At 48.4% G+C, this 16222-nt stretch carries 16 protein-coding genes; 9 read left to right on the top strand and 7 right to left on the bottom strand.

What is annotated here, in order from left to right:
* The first annotated feature begins 92 nt into the window (after positions 1 to 92).
* From speD to AAX04_RS00340, 4 genes are all read left to right on the top strand, one after another.
* Entirely contained in the window at positions 93 to 542 is a 450-nt protein-coding gene (gene speD, locus AAX04_RS00355; protein ID WP_066792635.1) for an adenosylmethionine decarboxylase, read from the top strand.
* A gap of 65 nt (positions 543 to 607) precedes the next feature.
* On the top strand, positions 608 to 1228 hold the full coding sequence (gene hxlB / locus AAX04_RS00350; RefSeq protein WP_066792633.1) for a 6-phospho-3-hexuloisomerase: 621 nt from the start codon (positions 608 to 610) through the stop codon (positions 1226 to 1228).
* Between the two features lie 34 nt (positions 1229 to 1262).
* Positions 1263 to 1811, top strand: coding sequence for a hypothetical protein (locus tag AAX04_RS00345; protein WP_066792632.1), 549 nt, complete (start codon positions 1263 to 1265; stop codon positions 1809 to 1811).
* A 40-nt stretch (positions 1812 to 1851) separates the two neighbouring features.
* On the top strand, positions 1852 to 3045 hold the full coding sequence (locus AAX04_RS00340; protein WP_066792631.1) for a citrate synthase/methylcitrate synthase: 1194 nt from the start codon (positions 1852 to 1854) through the stop codon (positions 3043 to 3045).
* A gap of 22 nt (positions 3046 to 3067) precedes the next feature.
* Here the strand turns inward: AAX04_RS00340 and AAX04_RS00335 are convergent, their stop codons facing one another.
* The 3 genes from AAX04_RS00335 to nuoH are packed head-to-tail and all read right to left on the bottom strand — an operon-like array spanning position 3068 to position 4866.
* Positions 3068 to 3277: a hypothetical protein gene (locus AAX04_RS00335; protein ID WP_066792630.1), complete on the bottom strand. Its 210-nt coding sequence runs from the start codon at positions 3275 to 3277 to the stop codon at positions 3068 to 3070.
* 1 nt (position 3278) lies between these two features.
* A complete protein-coding gene (locus AAX04_RS00330; protein ID WP_066792628.1) occupies positions 3279 to 3779 on the bottom strand; it encodes an NADH-quinone oxidoreductase subunit I in 501 nt (166 codons plus the stop codon).
* A 1-nt stretch (position 3780) separates the two neighbouring features.
* Positions 3781 to 4866 (bottom strand): NADH-quinone oxidoreductase subunit NuoH, encoded by a 1086-nt coding sequence (gene nuoH / locus AAX04_RS00325; protein ID WP_066792625.1) that lies wholly within the window; start codon positions 4864 to 4866, stop codon positions 3781 to 3783.
* Positions 4867 to 4976: 110 nt separating this feature from the next.
* Between nuoH and AAX04_RS00320 the strand changes: the two genes are divergently transcribed.
* Together AAX04_RS00320 and AAX04_RS00315 are read left to right on the top strand one after the other, a co-directional pair.
* Positions 4977 to 5837: an ABC transporter ATP-binding protein gene (locus AAX04_RS00320; protein ID WP_066792624.1), complete on the top strand. Its 861-nt coding sequence runs from the start codon at positions 4977 to 4979 to the stop codon at positions 5835 to 5837.
* A complete protein-coding gene (locus AAX04_RS00315; RefSeq protein WP_156519613.1) occupies positions 5779 to 7947 on the top strand; it encodes a hypothetical protein in 2169 nt (722 codons plus the stop codon). Before AAX04_RS00320 ends, AAX04_RS00315 begins: the two co-directional genes overlap by 59 nt.
* Here AAX04_RS00315 and tmk read toward each other — a convergent pair.
* The 4 genes from tmk to AAX04_RS00300 form a co-directional block, all read right to left on the bottom strand.
* Positions 7861 to 8478: a dTMP kinase gene (gene tmk / locus AAX04_RS11565; protein ID WP_084761110.1), complete on the bottom strand. Its 618-nt coding sequence runs from the start codon at positions 8476 to 8478 to the stop codon at positions 7861 to 7863. The two genes, AAX04_RS00315 and tmk, sit on opposite strands and share 87 nt — an antisense overlap.
* 156 nt (positions 8479 to 8634) lie before the next feature.
* Positions 8635 to 10149, bottom strand: coding sequence for an amino acid permease (locus tag AAX04_RS00310; RefSeq protein ID WP_066792620.1), 1515 nt, complete (start codon positions 10147 to 10149; stop codon positions 8635 to 8637).
* Complete coding sequence (locus tag AAX04_RS00305; RefSeq protein ID WP_066792617.1) at positions 10146 to 11300, bottom strand: alanine--glyoxylate aminotransferase family protein; 1155 nt, start codon at positions 11298 to 11300, stop codon at positions 10146 to 10148. Before AAX04_RS00305 ends, AAX04_RS00310 begins: the two co-directional genes overlap by 4 nt.
* 100 nt (positions 11301 to 11400) lie before the next feature.
* Positions 11401 to 11772, bottom strand: coding sequence for a hypothetical protein (locus AAX04_RS00300; protein ID WP_066792616.1), 372 nt, complete (start codon positions 11770 to 11772; stop codon positions 11401 to 11403).
* 154 nt (positions 11773 to 11926) lie between these two features.
* On the opposite strand from AAX04_RS00300, the gene AAX04_RS00295 reads away from it, so the two are divergent.
* The 3 genes from AAX04_RS00295 (at position 11927) to AAX04_RS00285 (ending at position 16209) form a co-directional block, all read left to right on the top strand.
* On the top strand, positions 11927 to 14113 hold the full coding sequence (locus AAX04_RS00295; RefSeq protein ID WP_066792613.1) for a sodium-translocating pyrophosphatase: 2187 nt from the start codon (positions 11927 to 11929) through the stop codon (positions 14111 to 14113).
* A gap of 121 nt (positions 14114 to 14234) precedes the next feature.
* Positions 14235 to 15476 (top strand): enolase C-terminal domain-like protein, encoded by a 1242-nt coding sequence (locus AAX04_RS00290; protein ID WP_066792611.1) that lies wholly within the window; start codon positions 14235 to 14237, stop codon positions 15474 to 15476.
* A gap of 31 nt (positions 15477 to 15507) precedes the next feature.
* Positions 15508 to 16209 carry a ribosome assembly factor SBDS gene (locus AAX04_RS00285; protein WP_066792609.1) on the top strand — a complete coding sequence of 234 codons (702 nt, stop codon included), beginning with the start codon at positions 15508 to 15510 and terminating at the stop codon, positions 16207 to 16209.
* The last annotated feature ends 13 nt before the right edge of the window (positions 16210 to 16222 follow it).

The following is a 16222-nucleotide window of genomic DNA, read 5'->3' as shown; positions in this document are numbered from 1 at the left end:
ATTAGTAATATAGAGGTAGTACCCTAATCTGGGGGTAAAGTTTTTAAGCAAGAGGGGTATAGTGTACTTAAAAACCACATAAGAATGTAGCAATGAGAGCCCAAACCAATCCCCTCGCATTGGGAGGAGAAGTTCCCAAGTACGCGAGGGGGATTGGGGCAGCTGTATATGGGACTCATGTATACGGTAATTTATATGACTGCGACGAGGAGGTACTACGAGACGAGGTCAAGCTAACTAATATAGTTAAGGAGGCTGCCGAGAAGGCTAATGCGACGGTGGTTTCACTATTCTACTACAAGTTCACGCCAACAGGCGGGTTATCAGTGGTTGCTATTGTAGCGGAGTCGCACATATCAATACATACCTGGCCTGAGCACAAGTATGCTACCGTGGATGTCTACACCTGTGGATCACACACGGATCCCTTAACCGCCTTTGAGTACATTGCTGAGAAGCTTGGTGCTAAAAGGTATAGTGTCAATATAAGTGATAGGTCACTTTACGAGAATGAGGATGCTGGAGAGGATCCGAAGCCTTGAATGAAGCCCCACCCCCTGTTTAAAAAGAGTTAATATTTAAATTTTTTAAAGTAAAGACTTAACCGATGGGTATAGAGTTCCCACCCTACTTCCTAATGGCCTACACGGAGATAAGTAAGTTCATCGAGGAGGCTGTAAGTAAGATACGCCCGGACCAGGTTAATGAGTTTATAAATGAACTGGAGAGGCTTTATCATAGGGGTAATAAGGTGCTGGTGGTGGGGGCAGGTAGGTCTGGTTTAGTGGCTAGGGGCTTCGCCATGAGATTAATGCACCTCGGCTACAAGTCCTACGTCCTAGGGGAGACTATAACACCAAGCGTGGGGTCCAATGACCTCGTGGTCGCCATAAGCGGTAGTGGTACGACAAGCATCGTGGTCGCCGCCTCAGATGCGGCTAAGCGCATGATGGCTAAGGTGGTTGCGATCACCAGTTACCCAGACTCACCACTAGCCAAAATAGCGGATCTCGTCCTTGTAATACCAGGCAGGACTAAGATATCCAGGATTGATGACTACTTCGCCAGGCAAATCCTAGGTCTCCACGAACCATTGGCGCCACTAGGTACACTATTCGAGGACACGACAGCCGTATTTCTCGATGCAATAATAGCGGAGTTAATGCATAGGTTAAATAAGACTGAGGAGGATTTGAGAAACATGCACGCTAACATAGAGGTCCCCTAGTAATGCTAATAAATGGCTCAATGCAATTAGACAAGTGGCTGTTTCACTTAGACTTGGCGATCTTGAGCTACTGAGCAAGTTGATAAACTCCACGCCAATGGACCTAACCAAGTTATTTAAGGCCAGGAAGAGGGATAACACATACATTATACCACTGCTTAGGGAACCCTGGGTACTTTCCATTGACCTAAATGACCAGTACAGCCTTGAATCTGGCAATGGGAGACTGAGCGTTGAGGGAGTTGATATTAAGGTTAATAATAGGCAGGCTAGGGTTGTTGCCGGCTTCCTGGCATCAAACGGCTACATATATGGGTCATACATTGGTGGTGGGGGTGCATTTAAATGCATGAGGATTAACATCAATACCCCCACGGGTCTAGCAGTACCGCTGAATAACATTATCTTTGAATCAACCCAGGCATACGTGAGTAGGTATGAGGGTAGGATTATAGTACCAAGGTGCACCCTATCCAGTAGTGCTGGCTTAACGACGAGTAAACTCATCTTTGCGGCGTTAAATGCACAGGCAATAGGTAATGTAACTGTCGAAATCTCTACCCTTAAGGTGTTATATTTATAGGTTAATCAACTTTTTAAATATAAATTCAACTAGGTAGACTATGGAGTCTGTAAGGAAGGTTGAACTAAGTACAAGCGGAAAGGTGATTGAGTCCCCATGTGGCCCAATAATACATGGACTGGAGGATGTGTTGATCAAGGTCACCTCGATAAGTGACATAGATGGTAGGAAGGGTATACTGTGGTATAGGGGGTATAGGATTGATGACCTAGCTAAGTACTCAAGCTTTGAGGAAACAGCATACCTAATACTGTACGGTAAACTACCCACTAGGAGTGAGTTATCCGAGTTTAGTGAAAGGCTAGCGACCAATAGGGACCTACCTGAGGAGGTTTACTCAATAATAAAGGTGCTGGCTGAGAGGAGGGTTCACCCAATGCTAGTCCTTGAATCAGCTATATCGGCGTTAGCGGGTTTCGACCCCAAGGCTGGGGATTTAAGCAAGGATGCCTTATACGAGCAGGCGATTAGATTGGCCGCCGTGTTCCCAACGATAATAGCCGCCCACTACAGGTTCAGTAGGGGGTTGGGGTTAGTTAAGCCGAGGAGGGATCTTAGCCAGGCCGCCAACTTCCTCTACATGATGTTCGGCACTGAGCCGGACGACATTTCAACTAGGGCAATAGACCTGTACCTAATCCTCCACATTGACCACGAGGTCCCGGCTTCAACATTCGCAACCCACGTGGCCATATCCACGTGGACAGACCTATACTCAGCCATAGTAGCTGGTATAGCCGCCTTAAAGGGTCCACTTCACGGTGGTGCCAATGAGGCCGCCATGAAGCAGTACCTTGAGATAGGTAACCCAGACAATGCGAAACCATATGTTGAGAAGCTGCTGGCCGAGGGTAAAAGAGTCATGGGTGTTGGGCATAGGGTCTATAAGACGTATGATCCCAGGGCTAGGATATACAAAGAGCTTGTTAGGGAGTTGAGTGAGAGGAAGGGTAACATGACCTACTACAGGATAGCCGAGGAGGTTGAGAAGGTTGTCCTAGAGAGACTTGGGCCTAAGGGGCTTTACCCCAACATAGACTTCTGGAGCGGCATAGCAATGTACCTACTTGGCATACCGTACGAGTACTACACACCAATATTTGCGATGTCTAGGGTGGTTGGCTGGGTTGCCCATGCAATAGAGTACCTAGGGGAGCACAGGTTGTTTAGGCCGAGGGCATGCTACGTTGGGCCCCATGACGTGCAGTATGTTCCGATAGATCAAAGGAAGTGAGGCGAGAGTTAAAGATAGCCGCTTAAAACTGTGCCTTTCTCTGTTTTAAGAACTCCCTAAATATGTCTGTTTCTGTGTATATTTCCTCGTAGCCATCATTAACGCTCTTGAACTTGATGTACTCCATCCAAAGATTCCTGTGATGCTCATCATACTTGCTCTTAAGCCTAACGTGCTTAAGTAGCGAGAGAGTGTTTTGGTAGTCCCTTCCGCAGACTGGGCACCTAACCATACTACTTCACTTCACCCTTCCTCATCTTAATTATCCTAAGATTACCGTTCTCATCAAAGTCGTATTTTACAACGTACTCGGCCTCATCATCCCACTGGGGTGGTTGGGCCATGTCCTCTGGCTTAAATATGGTAGACTCTAGGTTAGGGAAGGCACCATCACTTATTGTTGTCCCATATAGTGACCCAACTGGACAGGCATCAACGCAGAAGTGGCACAGTATGCACTGCTCGTACCTTATCCCCGGGTAGAATTTACCATTAGGTGCCCTGTACATGAATATTGCATTGACTGGGCATGCCCAGGCGCATTGGAAACATGATATGCACTTCTCAATGTCATTAACTATGAAGCCCCTAAACCTATCAACAACCCACCTCCTCTCCCTAGGGTACTGTATAGTGAACCTAGTGGGCTTAACGAACTCCTTAACCCCAACAGCCAGTGCGCTTAAGTGCCCGGTTACTGGGTTAACCTTGGGTTGAGTAACCTTCTTAGCCATATTAAACCACCGGTAGCACAAGCCTAATAACTATACTCCATATAACACTTACCACTGACAGAATAAGTAGCGTACGCCATCCCATTCTTAAGGCTTGGTCGAGCCTATAGTTGGGGTATACAGCCCTAAGGAACGAGAAGAACATCATGACCAGGAACACCCTAACCCCCAGCCATAGTGGTGCTGATAAGTCACCGAGGGGTCCTATGTATGGTCCACTCCAGCCACCGAGGAATAGTATTGAGAGCAGCAGGGTCATTACATAGGTCTTCTCGTAACTCATGGTCATTGTTAATCCAAATATTAACCCACCGTACTCGGTGAATGGGCCAACCACTATATCCGTGTCATTCTCAACTATATCGAATGGGAACCTTGATGATGCCATGGCTGTGGTTACCACAGCGACTATGAAGGCTATTGGGTTAAGTATTGCCCCAGGTATATAATGCGTAACCTGCTCATTAACCATCATGAAGGGATCAGCTGTACCAAACAGAATTATCATGGCCACCACCGACAGCATGAATGGTATTTCGTAGGCCGCGTACATGAATGCCTCCCTAACTGTACCTATGTAGGCCCACTTATCCGTTGACGCCCAACCAGTGACAATAATCACAACGTTGAATATTGATATAAGCACAGCCGCAATTAAGATATTGTAACCTGTATTTATAGCGTAGACATTGGGCCCAGCCGGTATGAACAGCACAGGCAGTAGCGCAAATATGAACCCGAATATGGGCATGTGTATGAAGTAGGCGGTGTCAGCCTCCTGGTGTATTATAATCTCCTGGAGTGTATACCTTATTAGGTCGCTTATCGGTTGAATAACACCACCAAGTCTCTTAGATATTTCAAGTGGTCCATACCTCCACTGAACCCTGGCGGCCGCCTTCCTCTCCCACCATATTACGAATATCAACGGTATGAACAAGCCGATTAGCCCTGGGACAAACCACACGGCAAATATGGGTGTCCACAGTAGGAAGTTCACTATTGGCCCAATGACAGGTATCTTAAGTAGGAAGTTTATGAGAGGCTCCAGGAACGGTATCTGCACCATAGGCTCCAGGTAACCCATGGTTAGGTCGCTTAATCTTATGTATTTAAAGATTAGCCCTTTACCTTACGCAAAGGTTCCGGTTCCCACAATAGAAAGGGTTAATAAAGCGGTTGAGTTAGCTTATCGAAATGAGTAATGATGATTTTGTGGTTAGGTTAGTTAACGTGAGTAAGAGGTACTACATATCCGAGTCTGTGTATGTTGATGCATTGATTAACGTCAACCTAAGCATACATAGAGGTGAGGTAGTCATTATAATGGGCCCTAGTGGTTCAGGTAAGTCAACACTTCTCAACATAATAGGGATGCTTGATAGGCCAACCAATGGTAGGGTTTACCTAGACGGCGTGGATGTTACAGATATGAGCGAGGGTGAGTTAGCTAAGTTTAGGCTATTTAAGGTTGGGTTCCTGTTTCAGCAATACAACCTGATACAGAACCTAACAGCCCTTGAAAACGTTATGATGCCCATGATAATGAGCGGCTTATACGATAGATCAATGGCCGAGGCCAAGGCTAGGTACCTATTGGAGCTGGTTAGGTTAACCCCATACGCCACTTACTTCCCCAATCAACTGTCGGGTGGCCAACAGCAGATGGTTGCCCTAGCTAGGGCTTTAGCACTAAACCCAAGCTTCATAATAATGGACGAACCCACAGGCGCCCTGGACCCGGTTAGCGCATCAAGGTTACTGGCCCTAATAAACGTGCTTAATAGAGCCATCGGCGTAACAATGATAATAGCCACCCATAACCCCGACGTCGCCCAGGTGGGTAGTAGGGTGCTTAACATTAGGGGTGGTAGAATCTACGAGTCAGGTGTTGTGGAGAGGATAAACATAGGTAGCGTCAACGTTAAGGACATGGTTAAGGCTTACGTGGAGGGGCTTAAAATAGATTTATTAGCTAGGAAGAGCAGTAGATTAGCAGATGATGTGCATAGGATTGAGCAGGAAATATCGAGGCTTGAGGAGATTACCAACGGCTAGCCCACCGGTTAAGGTGTTGAAGCTGGGGTTAGTGTTGGTAGCCTTGGTGGCGCTAGTGGCTGTTCATACGGCTAATGCCTCAAGCCCCCTATCAGTAACCTACACAATCAACTTCATCAACTACTACACAAGCAGTAGCGTTAAGTCGTACGTAGTCTACAGTGTTAACCTGGTTAATGAGAATGCATCAGCGGTGAAGGTGACTGTGGGTTTTAAACTGCCACCATACTCAACAATAGTATATGCGTCAAATGGATACTTCATGAAGGGTTATGACGTGTACTGGAACGTCAGCATTAACCCATTTGAAACGGTTACACTTAACGTCGAGTTCCAGAATCCATTAATCAGCGGCTACATAATCAACTTCAACTACCTAATCAACGGGTCTGCTGGGTTAAGCCAGGTAATTAACGGGAGTTCAGGCATTAGGCTCACTCTGTTGGTCAATGCATCAAACATACTGGGGTTACCACTAACGTATAACGCATACTTACCCCTCCAAAACAATATCAACTTCTACTACTCACCTCCACCAACTGGTCTAGTTAGTATAGGTACTGGGGATTACGTGTACTGGTCCGGTGAGATACCCATGAATGGTTCCATTGGGTTGAACATAACGTTCATAACCACTGGTTCAGGTAATTGGAGCGCCATTAATCTAGGTACATTAACCCTATCATCGTCGATAGACCTATACTACTACCTAAGCTACCTCAGCACTGTGATTAATCAGTTAAACACCACCATGCTGAGGCTCAACAATATACCTTACATAAGGCCAATAAGCGGTAACGCAACCATACTCCTCAATGACCTATATCAATTATCATACCTGCTAAACACGACCGCCGCCCTGTATAGGCAGTCAGCCTACTACATTAACTCAACAAGGGTAATTGAGAGCCTACTTCTACTCCAGGTTTATGAAGTTGACTACGCGTTAAGGGCTGAGTACGGTGTCCTAGGTAAGCTCAACTCGACGATACCGATGGTTTCGACGTCACTTAGGCAAATAATGAGTAACCTAACTCAACTTAATAACGAGATCATTAACCTCCAGTATGAGGTCATTTCAGATGTGGTGTACGCCTATGGGGAGATTGAGCAGTACAACCTCACATTAATGGAACTGATACCGATACTGAACACTGCCAATGGGACACTGGCCGGGTTCTACCAATACCTTGGCTACGTTCAAGGCAATTTAACCAACCTGTATAATGAAATTAATTCACTCGACATTAATGGCAAGGTTAAGGCTGATGTACTGGGTAAGTTAAGTAAGTTAATTAACGATGTGGAGGCCATGAGGGAGACCGTGCTTAAGCTTGAGGGTTACGTCAGTGAGGCTGAGATGGGGGTGGTGGCGGCTAGTAGGCAGTTAAGTGAAGTGGCATATCAATTAAACACTAGGGGAACTGCCATAGTGGTGACCTTAACCAACATAAGTAATACACTTGTTAAGACTAATCAAAGCGTATACTCACTTTACATCGCATTAAACTACCTGGGCAATGTCCTTAATTCAACCACCACAACCCTCAACTCAACGTTGGGTAAGCTTAATGAGGCCTTATCAGTACCCACGTCACTTTACGGCAACTTAACAGGCATAATAAATGGCCTCCTATTAACCAGCAGTCAACTTCAAAATGCATCAATGAGGCTCATGAACATTTACTTCAACGTTACTGGGCAGTACATACTGTTTAGCACAGCAATTAACCAAAGCCTGCAATACCAGAGGGCTAGCGTGCTAGGTGAACTGTATAGGTATGAGGCGTATTACGGGGTGGCTAGGGGAATGTATAACCAGTACCTCAGTAACCTCATAATTAACGCATCACCCACACCCACGGTTGACATTATAGTTGAGCAGACCAGCATTGTTAACCTACCGATAATACTCAACACCAAGTACATATCTATGGTCTTATCAAACATAACAAGCATTAGCCCCAGCACCACCAGTGGGCGTGATTCAAACAGGGTGAGCAGTGGTTTGGGGCTTTACGCATCAGTGGCGGCTGCCCTTGCACTTGCCGCTGGCCTTATCCTCAATAAGCGTAAGTACATCACCGGCAACGCTACCTATAGGCCTTGAGGCATCGATGACGGGGTAACCACGCTCCTCAGCCCTCCTTAGGTAAATCTCCTGCACCCTCATTAGTAGGTTGAGACTCCTCTCGAAGTACTCCAACGTACCCCTACTGGTCAACCTCTCCCTAATTACGGCTAGGGGTGCATTGAGTATTATCACTAGGTCTGGTTCAGGAACCATGGAGTTCACCCTAAGTATCCAGTCAATGGGCACACCCTGAGCACCCTGGTAGGCCACTGAGGACTCTATGTAGCGCTCAGTGATGACGATGAACCCATCCCGCAGTCCAGGTTTAATAACTGTGTTGAAGTGGACAATCCTATCTGCGGCGAAGAGCAGTGCCAGGGCGCTTGGCTCAACCTCAACCTCCCCAGTCAACACATTACCCCTTATGAACCTCCCAACTGCGCCATCACTCGGTTCACTGGTGACGAGAACCATGTAGCCTAACCCCCTTAATACGTCGGCAACACGCCTAATGACAGTTGACTTACCAACCCCATCAATCCCCTCAACATCAACGAAGAGGCACATACGGTTCAAAATAGCGTAAGGTGACTGGGATTTTTAAGCAAAGGGCATTCAACTATTAGGCTACTTGAGTTATATTCGCAATACGTTACGGTTAATCTGCATGGAGTGAGGGCACCAAGGAATACTGGTTTTACGTAACGTTACCTTAACGTGAACCTACTCGGGTGGTATTTCCTCGTAAACGAGGCTCAGTGGTATACCCTGCCTACCCCTAATGTAGCTTGCCAGTGAGAAAACCAGCAAACCCGCCACGAATATAACGGCTGACTCAGCCAGTAGTTGAATCGGGTTGCCTGTTATTGAGAGGTAGTACTGCGGCTGGGTAAGCCAGTAGTAGGCGAATACTAGCAGTAATGCTAAGTATATTGCTGTCAATGTTACTAGCAGTGATCTGCTGGCATTGAGCTTAACAACACCCTTAATACACATGACTAGGGCAAGCAGCACGGATGCTATGAACGTGAAGACGAGGAGTATCAACGCATCCAGGTCTATGGCGTAGGATAAAGCTGCGCTAAAGGGGGTTAGGGCCAGGATGTACATTAGGGTCACGGTAACCGCCAGGTCAAATAGGTGGGCGGCGATGGGTGAATGGGTCCTTGGGTGGACGTAGGAGAAGAACTCGGGCAGGACTCTATCCATGGAGAAGGCCAATAGGTACCTTGACACTTGGATTATCACCCCGGTGACTGGGGCTATATACCAGAGCACTGAGGAGTAGGCCAGGGCTACGGCTATTGGCGTGCGCAGTAAAGCCAAGTCAGCCCCGGGGTTTATGAGGATGTAACCATTGTCAACACCGTTAGCATTCATGTAACCGGCGCCTACGTAGAAACTGAACCCAAAGGCGTGGATGAATGAGGCTATGAAGGCTGTGAAGAATAAGCCACCCATTATGAACATGCCTAAGACTCCAAGGATGGCTGTTACCCTATCCCTCCTAATCTCCCCACCTATGGTGGCTGGGAAGTTTACGTAAGCCCACACAGCGGTGGTGAAGGCAGACATGCCAAGGACACCATATAACCCACCCATGGGGGTTGCTTTACCTGCGTAGGTTAATGCCTCACTGTACACTGAACCCAAGGCAGACTTCACCACACTATGGGACAATGCGGCTACGTAAACCGCTGAGGCTATGAAGGTTGATAGGGCTACCGCCGATATAACCATGAACATTGTTAGGCCAGCCCTAGCCGACGCTACGTTGACTAGTATCAATACTGCCACCAGGGCCACGGCTACGGCGAATTCATACTCAGGTTTAAGGATTAACCCAGCCCATGGGTTACCCAAGACCTTCATAACCATGCCCAACTGCCCCACGGCAAAGTAAACTAGGACGGCGTCATAGAGCATTTCACCCACGGTGAAGTTGAACCAGGCCGCAAAGCCCACGGGTGGGTTCAACCTGGAGAAGTACACGTAATCCCCACCAGTCCTCGGGTATTGCCTAGTGATTAGGTACCACATGAACACGCCCGGTATGAACATGAGCCAGGAGGCGAATAGGGCAATGATGGCGGTGCCACCACCGCCGTAGAGGTAAAGCCCAGTCAGATAGACGAAGGGGACCACTAGGAAGCCGTTGTAACCCATGCTAGTTAAGAGAGCCTTAAGGGGTCCAACCTCCCTGACAAGCCCAGTGCTCTCCCTAGTGAAGAGACTCATAGACCGACACCGTTGAGGAAGGCCTCAACCGCATCACTAACCTTAACCCTATATCCAGCGTCATTTAAGGCCTTGGCTAGGGCAACAACGGCATTAGTCATCATGTTCAGCGACGCTGTGTAGCCCATGTGGCCAATCCTAAGCACCCTACCCTTAAGTGGCCCCCAGGAGCCCGCTATGAGGACCCCGTATTTAAAGGCACCTTCCCTAACCTTAGCCTCACTGATGCCATCTGGCGTGTAGAATGCTGTCACGGTTGGGCTTGAGTACTCCTCTGATTCGGGCACTAGCCTAAGTCCCATCACCTCAACGGCGTTCACAACACCACGTGATATCGCCCTATGCCTAGCGTAAACGTTGCTTAACCCCTCCTCCTCAATCATCCTAAGGGACTCGAGGAGCCCATTGATTAGTGGCTCACTGTGGGTGTATGGGAACTCCATCCTCTCGACAACATCCCTCCAAAGCCTAATGTTTAGGTAAAAGCCCCTGTAGCTAACCTTCTCCATGCGTTCCCAGGCCTCATCACTAACCGCCAGTATTGTCAACCCTGAGGGTAAGTTAAGCACCTTTTGGCTCCCACCAATAACCACGTCCACGCCCCAAGAGGCATTAACCTCAGTGCCACCCATTGATGAGACTGCGTCGACGATTAGCAGCTTACCCTCAGACTTAACCACGGCAGCTATGTCCTTAAGGTTATTTAACGTTCCACTGGGCGTCTCACAGTGGACCATGGTGACCAACTCAGCTTCCCTAGCCTCACTCCTCAAGAATGCCTTAACCTTATCCGGGTCAAGTACCTTACCATAATCAACCTTATGGATTATGGGCACGCCGCCATATGAGACCACTAGGTCTGCGAAGGCGTCCCCGAATACGCCGTTGCTTAAAACGGCAACCTTATCCCCGTTAACGGTTAGGTTAGCCACGGCAGCCTCAAGACCACTCATGGCTTCGCCAACCCAAACAACAACATTACCCTTACTGGTACCCAGCATCCTGGCGAGCATTACCCTGACCTCATCGTAACGCTTGAAGAAGTCTGGGTCAAGGTCAGGATTAGTTGGGCGTCTCGCTAACGCCAACAGAACCCTATGGGGAATTTCAGTGGGTCCCGGGGTCGCTATGAGCGTATCCGTTGTTAGCATTACTGTGGTTACTGCGTGGTGGTGTTAAGGATTGTTTAACGTTAAACAGGGCTTAAATAGGGACGGTTAACGCTGGTATTCATTAGCTGTTTCATTGCCGTTAGCCCTTTAATTCGATTTTGTAGATTTTCAATGGTTCACTGGCCTTATCATCAACGTACACGTAGAATATTAATGAACCTGGCGCAATATACCTAACGTCATCTATGGTCATCTCAACCCTATCACTAGGCAGCTTAACCCCAGCCACCCTAAGGGCTAATGCCACCTCCCTACTGTTAACCATGTTAAAGATCTTCATACCCTGAGCCACGTAATCATTGAATTCGTTAACGAATACCTTAAGGGGCACCTCGGTGAATTTAACTAAAGCTACCTCACTGTCGGTTAATACAGCTGGCGTAAACCAGTCCATTACTATCACCCTACCTGCCTCTTTACTGGGTCTCTTCTGCCTCTCCTCAAGTAGCATTAGCCAAATATTCCCTAGTTACTTAAAAGTTTTAAGTGGGGCAACTCATGGGTGCTTATGGGAAATATCGCATCGCTTTTATAATTATGAATATAGTGCACTCAGTATATTGTTGTAAATAAAATTTATAGGAGCCTATTCATCTATGGGACTAATGACTACCCCAGAGGTCTCCCTGAGCCTACCCATAGTAATACCATTAATTGGGTTAGCCTACGCCCTATACAACGTACATTGGGTCCTTTCAAGGCGCGTGGATAATGAAAAACTGAGTGAGCTAAGCGACCTGATAGCTAAGGGTGCTGAGACATTCCTTAAGAGGGAATATAGTCTCATTCTCCCAACGGGTGTCGCACTCATGGTGATTATAGGCTTCGTTTACTACGCAATATTCCACTCTGCATCACTGGCAGCCTACGCAGTACTCTCATTCGCACTGGGTGCCCTTGGTAGTGGGTTAGCAGGCTACGTGGGCATGTACGTAACCACGAGAAGCTCCTCCAGGACAACTACAGCGGCTAGGAGGGGCATCGGTGAGGCGCTTAAGGTTTCATTCAGGGCTGGGAGCGTCATGGGTGTTATGCTGGCTAGCGCGGCTGTGTTGACCGTGTCCTCGCTTTACGTAGTGTACTCAGCGTTAACTAGGGATTGGGCGATTACACTGGCGCCTGTGGCACTTGGCGCCAGCTTAATGTCACTCTTCATCAGGGTGGCTGGGGGCATCTACACTAAGGCCGCTGACTGGGGCGCAGACATGGTTGGTAAGGTCGAGTCCAACATACCTGAAGATGATCCAAGGAACCCCGGCGTAATAGCTGATAATGTTGGTGATAACGTGGGTGATGTAGCTGGTATGGCCAGTGACGTGTATGAGAGTTTCATAGTGGTGTTAACCGGAACATTAATACTCATATCCGTCTTTAACATGCCTGAGGCATTGGCCTCACTAACCCTTGCACTCACCTCACTGGTGCTCCTAGCCACTTTACTTGGGGTTCAGGTGGTTAGGGGTGATGTTAAGGGTGAGGACTTGGCCTCAGCCTCAATGAGGAAGCTTGGCAATGCCCTAACGGCGACCGTGTTAATCGGCTCAGCACTCACCATAGGCTACTCACTAGTCTCACTAAGGAATACACTTGAGGCCATTGCGTCATCGCTAAGCGTGGTGATGGGGTTCATAACCGCCGTGGCTGTGCTTTACGTTACTCAGTACTTCACCCATTACACCTACAGCCCAGTTAAGGATATTGCAAGGCAAGCTGTCTTCTCGGCATCAAACGTGATAGTAACCGGGTATTCGTACGGCCTACTAAGCGCCGCGCCAATAATAGCCATAGTCGCCCTGGCCCTTGGGGCATCATTTTACCTAGGCTACTCTTACATACCTACCTCAATGCCCATTGAGGGTGGAGTCATGGGTACCGCATTAGCATCAGTGGGCCTACTTAGCCTAGCTGGCGTTGTCATATCCCTCGACTCTTATGGGCCTGTTAGCGATAATGCAAATGGCCTGGCGGAGATGACTGGCCTAGGTGGTGAGGTGAGGAGAGTTACCGATGCCCTTGATGCCATAGGCAACACGTATAAGGCAACCACCAAGGGCTACGCCATAGCTAGCGCTGGGTTAGCGGCCTTAGTGCTCTTCATAGGCTTCATCTACGAGGTGTTGAGTTACAACAACCCCAACACTGATGTATTGAGCACTGCGTTAAGCTACCTCAGTATAGTTAACCCGATGTTGCTGGTCGGCATACTAATAGGCGCGATACTGGTTTACGTCTTCTCATCAAGGCTCCTCATAGCTGTGGGTAAGGCCGCATCAGAGCTGGTGGAGGAGATTAGGAGGCAGTTCAGTACCAGGAAAATACTTGAGGGCTTGGAGAAGCCGGACTACAATAAGGCTATTGACATAGTTACACGCCACGCATTGAGGGAATTCATGGCGCCTGCACTGTTAGCCGTCGCCATACCGGTCATTGTCGGTTTAACCTTGGGTTGGGTGGCCCTTGCGGGCCTAATACTAGGCACCATTATAGTTGGCCTCCCCAGGGCCCTCCTGATGGCTAATGCAGGTGGCGCTTGGGACAATGCCAAGAAGTTTATTGAAGCTGAACTTGACCCTGGGCTTGGGGGTAAGGGTAGCATTGCCCATAAGAACGCTGTGATTGGTGACGTCGTTGGTGACCCATTTAAGGACACGGCAGGCCCATCATTAAACCCATTGATAAAGGTTGTGAACACCGTATCCATAGTATTTGCCCCAGCAGTAGCCCTAATGAGCACCATGAATCCACTAACCCACCTAGGCTACCTGATACTGCTAGCCATCAGCCTTATTTAAATCATGCAAGGTAACCTGGCATTATTTGCCTAGATGTTTCCATTACCTTAGGGGTAGGGCTATGCTGCATGTTGATCAAACTTAGGGTAATGCATTTTAACACTACCCTTGTGTTTGGCCCATGGACACTAGGATAAGTAGGCTAGGCATTAGGAAGGTTTTCACGGGTAGGGGTGACTTAACGGTTGAAGTTGAGGTTTACCTTGAGGGTGGCTGGGGTAGGGCAATTGCACCCGCTGGGGCTTCGAGGGGTAGGCATGAGGTTAAGTACTTCCCAGATGAGGGTATTGAGGCCGCTATTGACGCCTTCAATAGGTGGGTTGAGCCAAGCCTCATAGGCATGGATGCGTCTAACCAGGTGGCGGTGGATAAGAAGCTTGAGGAGGTTGACGGCACCTGGGACTTCTCAAAGATAGGTGGCGCCGTGGCCGTGGCCACATCAATGGCTAACGTGGTTGCCGTTGCCAATGCCAAGGGCCTGTGGCCCTATCAAGTGATCGGTGGCTCACTGGCAAATACAATACCCTACCCCCTGGGTAACACCATAGGTGGTGGTAAGCATAGCAGGGGTCTTGGGCCGGATTACCAGGAATTCCTAGTGCTACCCTACGGCGCCCCAGATATATACACGGCGATATACGCAAACATGGAGGTGCATAGGGAGGTTGGTAGGCTACTGGCCAAGGAGGACCCAACCTTCGCTGGGGGTAAGAATGATGAGGGTGCCTGGACCGCCAAGATATCCACAGATAAGGCGCTTGAGGTACTAACAGAGGCCGTTAAGTCAGTCTCAAAGAGGCTTGGTATTGAGATAGGCATAGGTATTGATGCAGCCGCCTCAAACATGTGGAACGGTAAAGCCTACGTATACGCTAATGAAGGTAGAGAGCTTGGTCCAAGGGAGCACTTTGAAAGAATTAAGAGCATAATCGAGAGGTATAACTTAATCTACGTTGAGGACCCATTCCACGAGGAGGACTTCCAATCCTTCGCCGAGTTAACGGCGCTGTTCAGGGATAGGTTAATAGTCGGTGACGACCTATTCACCACAAACCCAGACAGATTGACCATTGGCATAAGGGAGAAGGCAGCTAACGCCATCCTGGTTAAGGTTGATCAAATAGGCACGGTGACCAGGACCCATGAAACCGTTAAGCTCGCCCTCAGCAACAATTACAGAATAGTGGTGTCTCACAGGTCTGGGGACACTGAAAGTGGCCTACTGGCCCACATAGCCGTTGGCTTCGGGTCGCCAATAATCAAGACTGGTATAATGGGTGGGGAGCGCGTGGCTAAGGCTAATGAGCTGCTTAGGATATGGGATCACTTAGGTGGAGCAGCTAAGATGGCTAAAATTAAGTAATGTTTTTAACTAAGAATAGGAATTAGCACCCATGTCTAGTAGGAGGGTGGTTACGGTTAAGTATGATGCTAAGGGTGAGCACTTCGAAATACTCGTTGACCCCGATTACGCGCTCGACTTTAAGCTAGGTAAGCCGATAGGCTTAGATAGGGTGCTGATAACGGACACGGTCTTTAGGGACTCTAAGAGGGGGTTGAGGGCGTCTGAGATAGCCCTTAAGAAGGTCTTCGGAACCACGGACCATAGGAAGGCGGCCGAGATAATACTTAGGAACGCCGAGATACCCCTAACCTCAGAGCAGAGGAGGAGGCTCATTGAGGATAAGAGGAGGCAGATAATTGAGTGGATTAGTAGGAATTGCATAGACGCAAGGACCAAGGCCCCCCTACCACCCCAGAGGGTTGAGTTAGCCCTAAACAGCGTCAACGCCACCATAGACCCGTTTAAGGATGTTGAGGAGCAGGTGAACGACATACTTAAGGCTATTCAAAGGGTCATACCGGTGAAGGTGGCCGTGGCCACCCTTGAAATCACCGTGGGACCTGAGTACAGTCAAAGGGTTAAGTCAACGCTCGCCAGGATGGGGAGGGTTGTTAAGGAGCAGTACGATGAGTCAGGTAACCTAACCCTTCAATTGGAGATACCGGCGGGGCTGCAGGATACAGTGATAGGCAAGGTCAATGAAATAACCCATGGTGAGGGGGAGGTTAAACTACTGGGTATCTCAACCTGATTCTGAAATGGTT

This window comes from Caldivirga sp. MU80, from assembly GCF_001663375.1.
Lineage (GTDB): Archaea > Thermoproteota > Thermoprotei > Thermoproteales > Thermocladiaceae > Caldivirga.
This window is presented reverse-complemented; position numbering and strand designations above follow the sequence as displayed.

Bases quoted from the DNA above. Each gene is read 5' to 3' on its own strand.
- AAX04_RS00310 (WP_066792620.1), bottom strand. From the start codon at position 10,149: ATGAGTCTCTTCACTAGGGAGAGCACTGGGCTTGTCAGGGAGGTTGGA.
- speD (WP_066792635.1), top strand. From the start codon at position 93: ATGAGAGCCCAAACCAATCCCCTCGCATTGGGAGGAGAAGTTCCCAAG.
- AAX04_RS00320 (WP_066792624.1), top strand. From the start codon at position 4,977: ATGAGTAATGATGATTTTGTGGTTAGGTTAGTTAACGTGAGTAAGAGG.
- AAX04_RS00295 (WP_066792613.1), top strand. From the start codon at position 11,927: ATGACTACCCCAGAGGTCTCCCTGAGCCTACCCATAGTAATACCATTA.
- AAX04_RS00305 (WP_066792617.1), bottom strand. From the start codon at position 11,300: ATGCTAACAACGGATACGCTCATAGCGACCCCGGGACCCACTGAAATT.
- AAX04_RS00330 (WP_066792628.1), bottom strand. From the start codon at position 3,779: ATGGCTAAGAAGGTTACTCAACCCAAGGTTAACCCAGTAACCGGGCAC.
- AAX04_RS00300 (WP_066792616.1), bottom strand. From the start codon at position 11,772: ATGCTACTTGAGGAGAGGCAGAAGAGACCCAGTAAAGAGGCAGGTAGG.
- AAX04_RS00290 (WP_066792611.1), top strand. From the start codon at position 14,235: ATGGACACTAGGATAAGTAGGCTAGGCATTAGGAAGGTTTTCACGGGT.
- tmk (WP_084761110.1), bottom strand. From the start codon at position 8,478: ATGTGCCTCTTCGTTGATGTTGAGGGGATTGATGGGGTTGGTAAGTCA.
- AAX04_RS00285 (WP_066792609.1), top strand. From the start codon at position 15,508: ATGTCTAGTAGGAGGGTGGTTACGGTTAAGTATGATGCTAAGGGTGAG.
- nuoH (WP_066792625.1), bottom strand. From the start codon at position 4,866: ATGGGTTACCTGGAGCCTATGGTGCAGATACCGTTCCTGGAGCCTCTC.
- hxlB (WP_066792633.1), top strand. From the start codon at position 608: ATGGGTATAGAGTTCCCACCCTACTTCCTAATGGCCTACACGGAGATA.
- AAX04_RS00340 (WP_066792631.1), top strand. From the start codon at position 1,852: ATGGAGTCTGTAAGGAAGGTTGAACTAAGTACAAGCGGAAAGGTGATT.
- AAX04_RS00315 (WP_156519613.1), top strand. From the start codon at position 5,779: ATGATGTGCATAGGATTGAGCAGGAAATATCGAGGCTTGAGGAGATTA.
- AAX04_RS00335 (WP_066792630.1), bottom strand. From the start codon at position 3,277: ATGGTTAGGTGCCCAGTCTGCGGAAGGGACTACCAAAACACTCTCTCG.